Genomic DNA, 13,029 nt, shown 5'->3' with positions numbered 1-13,029 from the left:
TTATGAAACGAAATATTTTCAAATACTGGTTTTTCATCATGTCCGTAGGTTTGATATTTACGGCCTGTCAGGATGAGTATGAATTGGGAGAGATACTCCCTGTTGAGAACCTGCAGTATGAAATAACGCAAAATCCTGATGATCCCAATATGATCATACTGGAGAGTTTAACGCCTAACGCAACACCTTTGTGGACAACACCAATGGGAAGGTCTACCAGGATAAAAGATACAGTGTTGCTACCTTTTGAAGGCACCTATAAGTTTGTTTATGGTGTACAAAGCGGTGGAGGATATGTAAGTGCGGATACAGTTGTGCTGAACATCACCACTCAGAACTTAAGCTATGTAGACCACCCTTTATGGAGCCTGCTTACCGGTGGCGGAGTAGGACATTCAAAAACATGGGTTCTTGACTTAAATGCTGAGGGTGTTTCAAAATACTTTTCAGGGCCACAGTACTTCTTTGGTACCGATAATGGCTGGCAGGGAGAATGTCTGGTAGAAGACGGCGATTGCTGGAGTTGGGAGCCGGACTGGCAAGGTAATCAGTGGCTTGCTGATTTGGGTGATTATGGTGAGATGACCTTTAGTCTGGAAGGTGGAGCGTTCCTTACGGCAGACCATAAAATGATCCCTGCAAGGGGGCAGGAGAGTGGCACCTATTTTCTGGATGCAGGCAGTTACAGGTTAACTACCAGTGATGTTACCACCCTGCACTCTCCTAATACCGATGCCTGTGTAACCAATTGGGGTTCAGCAAGAATCTTTTCTCTTACAGAAGATTATATGCAACTGGGTTTTGTAAGAAGTGCATCGTGCGATGGCGAAGCCATGCTTGTATTCAATTATATTTCTAAAGAGTACTCAGATAAATGGGTACCTGCCGATACCCCGGATCCGGAGCCAGACTTGCCTGATGGATGGATGGATGATGTATCTTCTATTGTTGACAACGAGCTAACATGGGTGCTATCACCCGAGACACCGTTTAACTATGCAGGACTTGATGGTTCTATACTTTACAGTTGGTCATCGCCTGCCAGCTATCCCGATTCAACAGGCTTTGACGAAAGTGTTCCGGCTACATATGAGGACTTCTCACTGACCTTCAACTCTGCCGATTACACCGTTGAATACGTTGATCCGGATGGTAATACATCTAACGGCACCTATACTTTGAATGATAAAGGATTCTATACTTTCACGGGTGTCACGCCGTCCTTTAATATTGGAAGCGTTATAACATTGCATACTTCTACCGACAATCAATGGAGGATACTTAAACTTGAAAAGGATCAAACAGGTGCCGTAACTGGCATGTGGGTAGGTGTGCGCATAGATGGAAAAGATCAGTATTTGGCGTATCACCTGCTGCTTCAGGCAGACGCCGGAGGTGGATCTGAAGGTACGGTGGTTCCTTTTAATAACGCAAAACTGGCTTTCGGTGACCTGGAAGACAATGGCAATCTGAGATTGGAACTATACAATGATTTCGGTTCTACAAAGGCAGATCCTCCTTTAGATCCGGTGGCTATTGTTTTCAGCAATAGGATCGAAATAACATTCACTCTTCAGGGTATTACATTGGCTGGGGGTGCCTCAGGCAGCTACAATACCGCCATTGGTCTAGCTGATGCAGACTGGTCAGCTCAATATTGGGGTGGTGGACCGGGAGAAGTTACTGTAACAGGTAATGGAACTTATACTGTTTATGCCGAACCGGGAAGCCTCTATGAAACTGCCCTGGTATTTGTAATTGACATGAGTGGTATGGCCGCGGATATCGATGATATCGGAGCTGTGACGGCCACGATTGACAATATTACCCTGTACTGACCCATTGACAAGAATAGGACTATACCTGATTTTAAATCAGTCGAAGGGTTTTAATGAAGGAAAAACAAGGGCTTTGAAAGTAGATATTTTCAAAGTCCTTAAAAAAGATTTTGAGCAAAATGAAATTTATGGAAAAGCGAAGAATGAAATATCTGGCACACCTTGGCGGCTTGCTGATAATATTATGTGGAATAACATTACCCTTAAGTAGCTGTGGTGATGACGAAGGAGAAGTTATAGAAAAGACGGAAGCCGAGCTTGCGGCAAGTCCTGTTATTTTAGATTTTGATGCGGAAGGCGGAAGCAAAGAATTGCAGATCACCAGTAACGTAGTGTGGAAGTTTGACTATAATGTTGACCTGTGGAGCAGACCAAATATTCATACGTCAAAGGGTAATGTTACCGTTCAGGTCACAGCCGATGCCAATGAAACTACCGCAGCTCGGAGCATGATCTTAAAGCTGGCCAGTGAGGGAGCAGATACCATACAGATTACAGTAAATCAGGCAGCAGGCACCATTGATGAAGAACCCGTAGAGCCTGAATTACCGGATTATATTGATCCGGATAACACGGATATGAGAGACCTGACCTCGGTGCAACTTACAGAATTAATGGGAGTGGGGTGGAATGTGGGTAACTCTTTGGAAGCAATTTCTAATAATGGTGGCGGAGAGTTGTCAGGAAACGAAACCTCATGGGGTAACCCGGTAGTTACCAAAACACTGATTGATTCTGTAAAAGCAGCAGGATTCAATACCATAAGAATTCCGGTTTCATGGTCGCATATGTTTGACGATCCTGCTACATACAAAATCAGCTATGAGTGGAAACTACGTGTTGAGGAAGTAGTAAATTATGCTCTGGATAACGACATGTTTGTTATGATCAATATCCACTGGGATGGAGGCTGGATGGATCATACCACATATGATCAGCAGGACGCTATCAATGAAAGGATTGGAATTATGTGGAAGCAGATTGCCAAATTCTTTAGAAATTACGATGACCGTCTGCTTTTTGCGGGGACAAATGAAGTGCATGAAGACGGGAATTTTAATGAACCAACAACTGAATATGCAGAGGTGCAAAATTCTTTTAACCAGACCTTTGTAAATACAGTAAGAGCTACCGGAGGTAGAAATACTTATCGTCATATTATTGTTCAGACCTATGTGACCAATATCTCTTATGGAGTGGATCATATGGTTATTCCCACCGATGATACTGATGACAGGCTTATGGTGGAGGTTCACTTCTATGATCCCTATGAGCTTGCCTTGCAGGAAACCGACCAGGTATCTCTTTGGGGTGTCGCTAACTCAGGTAGTGCTGCGCATGCCGGATGGGGAGATGAAGCCTGGGTAGATGAGCAGTTTGGTAAAATGAAAACAAACTTTGTTGACAACGGCTATGGAGTAATCCTGGGAGAGTTTGGCTCTATACTTAAAACTAATCCTATAAATTCAAACTATGAAGAGCACGTGGCTTCAAGAAATTATTACCTGAACTATGTAACGTCGGCAGCATTGAGCAATGGAATGGTGCCGGTTTATTGGGATAACGGACATACTGGCAATTATGGCTATGGCTTATTTAACAGAAATTCAGGAGTAACAGTGCATGCAGATGCGGTTGAAGCGATCGTATCTGCTTTGGGAGAATAAATTGATATAGCGCGTGAATCATTTACATAAGATTTTATCAGTATGTCTGTTGGCCCTGGCAGTTGTATCATGCCAGAAAGCCAACCAAACAAGAATTACACAAAATTTTAATGATAGCTGGCATTTTACACTGGCGGACAGTGCAATGGATGCCAGTACTATTGGATATGACCATACATCCTGGCGAAAGTTATATGTCCCCCATGATTGGAGCATTGAAGGGGAATTCTCCAGAGAGCACCCTGCCACTGAAGGCGGTGGTGCTCTTCCTGGGGGCATAGGGTGGTATAGGAAAGTATTTAAACTGGATGAGGCAACTAAAGGTAAAAAAGTATACCTCCGGTTTGATGGTATCTATATGAATAGCGAAGTATGGATCAATGGACATTATCTCGGGAAAAGGCCGTTTGGGTATATTTCATTTGAGTATGACCTGACCCCTCACCTCAATTATGGGGAAGAACCAAATACAGTAGCTGTAAAGGTAGATAACTCAAAGCAGCCTAACTCCAGGTGGTACTCAGGAAGCGGTATTTACAGGAATACATGGCTTGTGATAACCAACCCAATACATGTGTCCCAATGGGGTACCTATGTGAAAGTTCCTGAAATTACCAAAGAACGAGCCCTGGTTAAAGTGCAAACCACCGTATTGAATACAACAGGCGAGCCTGCAAAGGCCAGTGTCCATACCTCCATAAAGGATAAAGACAATAAAATAGTTGCGGAAGCCTCATCCCCTTTGGAATTGTCAGAGAGTGAAGCTGTTCTGGATCAGGAAATTATTATAAGCACCCCTGAACTATGGAGCCTCAATGATCCCAATTTGTATACTATACTTACCGAGATCAGTTTAAATGGTGAAAAAGTGGATACTTATACCACACCACTGGGCATAAGATCTTTCAGCTTTGATCAGCATAAAGGTTTTGCCCTCAACGGTGAGCAAGTTAAGATCAAAGGCGTGTGTCTGCACCATGACCTGGGCTGTCTTGGAACTGCTGTAAATACAAGGGCAATTGAGAGACAGTTGGAGATCATGAAGGAAATGGGAGTGAATGCAATCAGGACATCTCATAATCCACCGACACCTGAACTGTTGGATCTATGCGATCAAATGGGATTGCTGGTGATGGACGAGACCTTTGATATGTGGAGTATGAAAAAATCTGAGTACGATTATTCAGTCTATTGGGACGAATGGCATGTACGAGATCTGACAGACCATATTAAAAGGGATAGAAACCATCCCAGTGTTTTTGTGTGGAGTATAGGTAATGAAATTACAGACCAGTGGCATCCTGTAGGTGATAGCCTGGCCAGAGAGCTAACACAAATTGTGAGATCACTGGACGACCGCCCGATTACCTCGGCGATGAATCCTCCTAATAAAGGCAATACCATAGCCTTGTCAGGAACGCTGGATCTGATCGGGTACAACTATGCTCATGACAAGTATGAGTCGCATAATAACGAATATCCCAGTACCCCATTTATTGCAACAGAAACCACTTCTGCACTGGCAACAAGGGGATATTACGATCAGAAGTCCGATACCACGAAAAGGTGGCCTATCCAGTGGGATAAGCTATTTGTAGAGGGTAACCCGGGCAATACCGTATCAGCCTATGATCAGGTCAGTACGCCATGGGGTTCCACTCACGAAGAGACCTGGAAGATCATAAAAAAGCATGATTTTCTTTCAGGTATGTTTATATGGACAGGCTTCGACTATCTAGGGGAACCTACACCATATGCCTGGCCGTCAAGGAGCTCTTATTTCGGTATTGTAGACCTGGCAGGTTTCCCTAAAGACTCCTATTACATGTACCAAAGCGAATGGAGTGATAATGATGTGCTTCATGTATTTCCACATTGGAACTGGGAAGGCAGGGACTCCGTGGATGTATGGGCTTACTACAATCATGCGGATGAAGTGGAGCTATTCCTCAATGGTAAATCTTTAGGAACCAAAAGTAAGAAAGGGGAAGACCTGCATGTAATGTGGAGGGTAGCTTATGCACCGGGTGTGCTTAAAGCGGTTTCCAGGAAAAGCGGAGAGCCCGTTCTTGAAAAAACAGTAATAACTGCAGATGAACCAATAGCTGTTAAGTTATCACCAGACCGCAGTGAAATTTCAGCCGATGGGAAAGACCTCAGTTTTATAACAGTAGAGATTCTGGATAAAGACAATACCCCGGTGCCGGTTGGAGCTAATGAAATACATTTTTCAGTCGAAGGCCCTGGGAAAATTGTGGGTGTGGATAATGGTGATCCCACCAGCCATTTGTCTTTAAAGGGCGATAAAATGCAGATGTTCAATGGAAAGTGCCTCGTAGTGATCCAGGCAGACCGGAAAGCCGGAGAAATCATCGTTAGAGCTGCTTCTGATGGGTTGAAAAGCGGAGAAATCGTGATAAAATCATTATAGAAATAATAAGGTAATAAACTAAACAACAATTAAACATACGAAGATGGGTTTTTTAAAGAGATATAAAACGATGTTGATAGTGTGCGTTGGGGTTTTTGGCCACGAGATAGGCTTTGCACAATGGCAGAACTCGGGAGTGCTCAACGAGCCGCCTGATGTAAGCGAGGATTTTACCGATGTAAGGAACACCTATTATCTGGCTGACGACCTTACCAGCTTTGACCCGAATTCCGGAAAAGGAACTATTCAATTTAAAAGACATAACCTTACTACCAGGCAGGCATTTAACAATATGTTGGTGGGGCTGTCTCCTGTAGAGGCCAACGAATTTCCTACAACAGAATATGCTGCTTCTCCGGAACATCCATTTTCAATAGAGTTTGTATCTGCTAAAGCACTACGTATACGCTTGACATCGGGACCGCAGTTTGCGAAAAGCGGAGAGTCACTGATGTTGGTTGGTGGAAAAGCACCGGTAGACAAAACTTCATGGAGATATGCAAAAGTGGCAGAGGGACATGAGTATACAAGCCAGTTTGGAAGGATCGTGATCACTGAGAAACCCTGGCACATTTACATTTATGATGCAACTGGTAAACTCCTCACACATACTGTTCATAAAAACGATGTAAAAAACACCTATACACCCGTTACACCTTTTTCTTATGTGCGAAAAGCGGAGGATTATTCACGTAGTATGGATGCTGTTTTCAATCTTTCGCCAGGTGAAAAGATTTTCGGATGTGGGGAGTCTTTCAAGGCATTTGATAAGAGAGGGCAGAAAGTTACCTTATGGACTGATGATGCCAATGGAGTGCAAAATGAAAGTATGTATAAGCCCATACCTTTCTACATGAGCAGCAGAGGATATGGTGTATTCATGCACCATTCCAGCCCGATAACATGCGACTTTGGTAAATATTTCAACAGTGCCAACAGCATGATGATCGGTGATGATGAACTGGATTTGTTTGTATTCATAGGTACTCCGAAAGAAATCCTTGACGAGTACACCGACCTTACCGGAAAAGCACCCATGCCTCCATTGTGGTCGTTCGGTTTTTGGATGAGTCGTATTACTTATTTCTCAGAAGCAGACGGAAGAAAAGTGGCTGCGAACCTGAGAAAGCACAAAATACCCTCAGATGTGATCCATTTCGATACCGGATGGTTTGGTGTTGACTGGAGATGTGATTATCAATTTGCGACCGATCGTTTTGTTGACGCTCCTAAAATGATCAAAGATCTTAACAAGGATGGCTTCGAGATCTGTCTGTGGCAATTGCCATATTTTACACCTCAGAACACCCTTTTCAAAGAGTTAGTGGAAAATGACCTTGTAGTAAAAGACAAAAAAGGAAACATTCCCTATGAAGATGCAGTACTGGACTTCTCCAACCCTGAGACTGTAAAGTGGTACCAAAATAAAATTGGCAACTTGTTGGATGAAGGTGTCGCAGTTATCAAAGTGGATTTTGGTGAGGCTGCTCCTGCTACAGGCATCTACAAATCTGGTAAAACCGGCTTTTATGAGCATAACCTGTTCCCGCTCAGATATAACAAAGCGGTAGCTGACATCACGAAAGAAAAAACGGGACACGGATTTATCTGGGCCAGAAGTGCCTGGGCAGGAAGTCAGCGTTATCCCGTACATTGGGGAGGTGACCCGGCAACCACCAATTCCGCTATGGCTTCAACCCTGAGAGCAGGCCTTTCTTTCGGTTTGTCAGGTTTTTCGTTCTGGTCGCATGATATTGGAGGTTTCGTAACTGCAACACCTGAAAACCTTTACAGAAGATGGACTCCATTTGGTATGCTTACATCACACGTAAGAAGCCATGGCGAGCCACCAACAGAGCCATGGGAGTTTGGCAAAGACTTTATGGATGCTTTCAGGCTGGCAGATAACATGAGATACCAGCTTATGCCATACATTTATGCGCAGGCAAAACACTCCAGTGAGAATGGCCTTCCGATGGTACGTGCACTATTTGTTGAGTTTCCTGATGATCCAGGCTCATGGCTGGTGGATGATCAGTACCTGTTTGGCTCTGACATACTGGTAGCTCCATTGTTTGAGGATGTAACCAGCCGCGATGTTTATTTACCAAAAGGAGACTGGATCGATTACCAGACCGGGAAAACTTATAGCGGTGGCTGGCACCATATCGATGCAGGAAAAATCCCTGTTGTAATGCTGGTAAGGGATGGATCAGTAATCCCTCATATTAAGCTGGCACAGTCAACCAAAGAAATGGACTGGTCTAAACTGGAACTTAAAGTATTCAGCAAAAACAAAGGAGGGGAAGCCAAAGGATATGTATATCTGCCTGGAAAAGAGAAACTGGAGACAGTTACCGTTGGCAAGGACGGAAAGGTGGTTAATGCTGCTTCCTACGGCGTTTCATGGCAGATTAGTGGTTTATAAACCATTACAATAAAGTTATAGAACCGATGAAAATCAAATACTGGCTGACAGGTTGCATACTCATATGCAGCTTGTCAGCCTTTTGCCAATATAAGTACCCATTCCAAAACCCGGAGCTGCCTGTAGAAGAAAGGATAAGTAATGCCCTTTCTCTCATGACCCTGGATGAGAAGGTGCAATGTCTTACGACCAATCCTACCGTTAAAAGACTGGGGATCGAAGGAACAGGCCATGTCGAAGGGCTGCATGGGCTGGCCTTGGGAGGCCCGGGGAAGTGGGGCAGAGATAATCCTGTACCAACCACTACTTTCCCTCAGGCTATAGGACTTGCTTCTTCCTGGGATCTATCCGTAATAAAAAAAGTGGCTAAAATAGAAAGCATTGAAGCCAGATATGCTTTTCAAAGTCCCAAATACAAAAGAGGAGGACTGGTGGTACGGGCACCTAATGCCGACCTGGGTAGGGACCCGCGCTGGGGCAGGACTGAAGAGTGCTATGGAGAAGATGCCTGGTTCAACGCCCAAATGACAGTGGCGTTTATCAAGGGACTACAGGGAAATGATCCCAAATACTGGCGGACGGCTTCGCTGATGAAGCATTTTCTTGCCAACAGCAACGAAGACAGCCGGGACAGCTCATCATCTGATTTTGATGCTCGTCTTTTCCGGGAATATTATGCATACCCTTTTTATAAAGGTATAACAGATGGAGGTTCACGTGCATTTATGGCGGCCTACAACGCCTACAACGGCATTCCTATGACCGTCAATCCCGTGCTGAAAGAAATTGCCATCAATGAATGGAAGCAAAATGGCATCATATGCACAGATGGTGGCGCTTACCAAATGCTGGTCAGCAGCCACCGCTACTACCCTGATTTATACAAAGCCGCGGAAGGGGTTATAGATGCCGGAATTAATCAGTTTCTTGACGAATTCAAAGAAGGTGTTTATGGAGCAATTGCCAATGGATATCTTGAGGAGTCAGACCTCGATCAGGTATTGCGGGGAGTTTTTCGTGTTATGATCCGGCTGGGCATGTGGGATCCTGCAGACCGGGTTCCTTATAAAAGTATTGGCATGGAGGAAGATGATCCGGAGCCCTGGAACACTGCCGAACACCGGGAAGCTGTACTTGAGGTAACTCAAAAAACAGCAGTACTTTTGAAAAATGAAAACGACATACTTCCCCTGAACGCTGATAAAACAGCATCTATTGCAGTAATGGGGTCGGCTGCTCAGAACGTGTTTCTTGATTGGTACAGTGGCACGCCCCCTTATACTGTTACCCCTCTGGAGGGAATAAAAAGGTATTTGGGTGATGAGCGTGTAAATGCAGTTAGCGAAGATACTCCCATTGAAGATCAAATAGCCGTGGCCAAGAAGTCAGATTACGTAATCCTTGTGGTGGGCAATCACCCCTATTGCAATGATCGTACATGGAAAAAGTGTGATACCCCTAGTTTTGGAAAAGAGGCCGTCGACAGGAAGTCGCTGACTCTGGAAGAGGAGGAGTTAATTAAACGGGTATATGCAGTAAATCCAAATACCATTGTAGTATTGGTAAGCAGTTTCCCTTACGCCATCAACTGGACGCAGGAGCATGTGCCGGCTATTCTGCATATGACCCACAACAGCCAGGAGATGGGTACTGCCATAGCCAATATATTATTTGGAGACTACAATCCCGGAGGGCGGCTGGTGCAAACCTGGCCAAAATCACTGGACCAGTTGCCCACAATGATGGACTACAATATCAGGAATGGCAGGACCTATATGTACCTGAAAAAGGAACCGCTATACCCCTTTGGCTATGGCCTTAGTTACACCATATTTAATTATTCCGGATTAGAATTAAGCCAGAAATACCTTCCTGCTGACGGTGAGGTGGAAGTTACTCTGACACTGACAAATACAGGTAAACGGGATGGAGACGAGGTTGTCCAACTTTATGTCAGGCACAAAAAATCATCTTTTGAACGGCCACTCAAAGCACTTAAGGGATTTCAAAGAGTACATCTGAAAGCCGGTGAGTCAAAGCAAATAACCATAACACTGAAAGCGGAAGACCTGGCAGCCTGGGACGAGAAAAAGGGTAAATTTATAGTAGAAGAAGGAATGGTTGAAATGATGGTAGGTAGCTCTTCTGCTGATATTCGGTTAACTGAAGAAATTAAAATTAGACAATAATTATGTTCGGCTTATTCATTTCAACCTTAAAGAGAGCTGCCCTCACATGCTTGTTGATGGTTTTGGGAGTTTATTCCCTGTTGGCGCAAAGTACGTGGTTTGAAGCCCCTGAAAGAGGCATTACGAGCTGGAAGCCTGCTCCAAACTGGGAGCATGGGTTGCTGAGTGGGAATGGTACCACCGGGGCAATAGTTTTTGGTGATCCCCATGAGGAAGTCATTATTCTGAGCCATGACCAACTGTATGTGCCTCGGGAGAAGTCTTCTCAATTGATCAATCAGGCTGCACGACTTGATGAAATTCGTGAACTGATCAACAAGGGTCAATATGAAGAGGCAGCGAAAATACCCGTAGAGATAAGAAAAAAAGCAGGTTATGACGATGATTGTGACCCCTACATGCCGGCCTTTGATTTAAATATTACGCAACAACCTGCCAACATTCAACAATATGTAAGGGCTACTGATTTTGAAACCGGAGAAGCCATAACCACCTGGAAAGATGATCTGGGAACTTTTCAGAGAAAGCTATTTGTGTCGAGAACGGACAGTGTGATTGTACTGTCAATTAAAGCGGATACACCGATCAGTTGTAAAATTCAATTCAGCCACAGGCCGGTGGAGTGGAACCAGTGGGCATTTGTGGGTGAGCACATAGGTGAAATGACTGCCAAAGCCGAGGATACATGGCTGACCTACAAAAGTGAATTTAAAAAGAAGTACGAAGGAGGCCTGGAAGGCTACGAAGGTGTTGGAAGGTTAATTTTATCGGGAGGCACGGCAAAGACGGACGGGAGATCAGTTGAAATATCGCAGGCCGATGAAGTACTGCTTTTGATCAGGATCAGGCCCAACTATCATTATGAGCAGTCCTTAATTCCTCAAATCAAGCAGGAACTGTCAGCCATAGGTGGGGGCTACGACCAATTGCTGGAGAAGCATAAAACCATACACACCAAAATTTTTAACCGAATGCAACTTAATCTGTCAGGAAACCCAGAAGACAGGCGCCTGCATACAGAAGAAATATTGCTGAAAGCCAGGGAAGGTGATGTGCCTCTGGCTTTAATAGAGAAGGTGTTTGATGCAGGTCGATATAACATTTTAAGTAGTACAGGAATGAACCCTCCCAACCTTCAGGGGATATGGAGTGGTACATGGACACCTGCCTGGTCTTCAAGTTTTACCCATGATGGCAACCTTCCGTCAGCCATGTCTGTAGTAATGCCTGGCAATATGCCGGAGCTTATGCAATGCTACGTGCAGTACCATCAGCGATACCTGGAAGACTATAAAGAAAATGCAGAAAAGCTGTTCGGCACGAGAGGTATTAACCTGCCGGCTCACACCACCACCAAAGGCTGGCCAACAGACTTTAACGAGACCTGGTGCCTTACGCTCTGGACGGGCGGAGCTGCCTGGGCCGCAGACATTATGTATGATTACTACCGCTATACGCTGGACAGAGACTATCTGGAAAGGTATGCCTATCCCTGGTTGAAAGAAGTTGCCTGGTTTTATGAGGACTTCCTGTATGAAGGGCGTGATGGTCAATATGTATTTAACCCTTCATATTCACCGGAAAACAACCCGGCTAATGATGTTTCTCAAGCAGCACTTAATGCTACTATGGATGTAATGCTCGCCAGGCAAGTGCTACGTAGTGCCATTGAAGCCGGTGAAGTGTTAAAAGAAGATAAAAGCCAGTTAAAGAAGTGGCAGGAAATGCTGGACAAGCTGCCTGGATATGAAGTAAACCAGGAAGGAGTACTCAGGGAATGGCTCTGGCCAGGATTTGAAGATAATTATCGCCACAGGCACGTTTCTCAACTCTACAGCCTGTATAACCACAGAGATGCAGACATTATTGAAAATGAAAAGTTAAGAAAAGGAGCCGTTAAGCTGATTGAGAAGAAGTTAGCGTTCAGGAGGGACGAAGGAGGAGGCGAAATGGCATTTGGGCTGGTGCAGTTAGGACTTAGTGCAGCGCACCTGGGAGAGGCAGGGCAGGCGGAAGAAGCCGTGAATTGGCTTGGCAGCCGGTACTGGTCCACCGGATTTGGCTCATTTCACAATGTTGGAGCCTTACTGAATACTGACATAAGTGGCGGCCTTCCGGCAGTGATCATACATATGCTTGCTTACAATGGAGATAACAATGAAATTTATTTGCTTCCGGCGTTGCCTGAAGATTGGAAAGCAGGAAGCATTACGGGAATATCATTAAGAAACAGAATTACACTTACTGAGCTCAAATGGAATGAGCGTGAAGTGCTTGCCACCCTTGAATCACCCTTAAAGCAGGGAGTGAAAATAAAACTCCCGGATGGAGCAGAGGAAGTTTACCTGTTAAAAGGGACTAAAGAAGTTAAGCTAAAAGTTACTGGCAGGGAAGTTAAAGTTGACCTGCCAGCCCGGACAGGAACAAAATTGAGGCTGATAAGGAAAAAGTAATAACACACAATAAAAGAGGCCAT

The 13,029-nt window shown here is 44.6% G+C and carries 6 protein-coding genes; all 6 read left to right on the top strand.

Annotated features, from left to right (window positions below; translation table 11 throughout):
- Window positions 1–2 precede the first annotated feature (2 nt).
- The 6 genes from LVD17_RS04250 (at window position 3) to LVD17_RS04225 (ending at window position 13,006) form a co-directional block, all read left to right on the top strand.
- Window positions 3–1,838, top strand: a complete 1,836-nt coding sequence (locus LVD17_RS04250; protein WP_233764972.1) for a hypothetical protein — start codon at window positions 3–5, stop codon at window positions 1,836–1,838.
- Between the two features lie 128 nt (window positions 1,839–1,966).
- Window positions 1,967–3,505: a cellulase family glycosylhydrolase gene (locus LVD17_RS04245; protein ID WP_233764971.1), complete on the top strand. Its 1,539-nt coding sequence runs from the start codon at window positions 1,967–1,969 to the stop codon at window positions 3,503–3,505.
- A gap of 13 nt (window positions 3,506–3,518) precedes the next feature.
- A complete protein-coding gene (galB, locus tag LVD17_RS04240; protein WP_233764970.1) occupies window positions 3,519–5,936 on the top strand; it encodes a beta-galactosidase GalB in 2,418 nt (805 codons plus the stop codon).
- Between the two features lie 43 nt (window positions 5,937–5,979).
- Complete coding sequence (locus LVD17_RS04235; protein ID WP_233764969.1) at window positions 5,980–8,364, top strand: glycoside hydrolase family 31 protein; 2,385 nt, start codon at window positions 5,980–5,982, stop codon at window positions 8,362–8,364.
- 26 nt (window positions 8,365–8,390) lie between these two features.
- Window positions 8,391–10,553, top strand: coding sequence for a glycoside hydrolase family 3 C-terminal domain-containing protein (locus LVD17_RS04230; protein WP_233764968.1), 2,163 nt, complete (start codon window positions 8,391–8,393; stop codon window positions 10,551–10,553).
- A 2-nt stretch (window positions 10,554–10,555) separates the two neighbouring features.
- Entirely contained in the window at window positions 10,556–13,006 is a 2,451-nt protein-coding gene (locus tag LVD17_RS04225; RefSeq protein WP_233764967.1) for a glycosyl hydrolase family 95 catalytic domain-containing protein, read from the top strand.
- Window positions 13,007–13,029 lie beyond the last annotated feature (23 nt).

Origin of the sequence: Fulvivirga ulvae (genome assembly GCF_021389975.1) — a bacterium.
GTDB lineage: Bacteria > Bacteroidota > Bacteroidia > Cytophagales > Cyclobacteriaceae > Fulvivirga > Fulvivirga ulvae.
This window is presented reverse-complemented; position numbering and strand designations above follow the sequence as displayed.

Coding starts and splice junctions, on each gene's coding strand:
- LVD17_RS04235 (WP_233764969.1), top strand. CDS start 5,980: ATGGGTTTTTTAAAGAGATATAAAACGATGTTGATAGTGTGCGTTGGG.
- LVD17_RS04245 (WP_233764971.1), top strand. CDS start 1,967: ATGGAAAAGCGAAGAATGAAATATCTGGCACACCTTGGCGGCTTGCTG.
- LVD17_RS04225 (WP_233764967.1), top strand. CDS start 10,556: ATGTTCGGCTTATTCATTTCAACCTTAAAGAGAGCTGCCCTCACATGC.
- LVD17_RS04230 (WP_233764968.1), top strand. CDS start 8,391: ATGAAAATCAAATACTGGCTGACAGGTTGCATACTCATATGCAGCTTG.
- LVD17_RS04250 (WP_233764972.1), top strand. CDS start 3: ATGAAACGAAATATTTTCAAATACTGGTTTTTCATCATGTCCGTAGGT.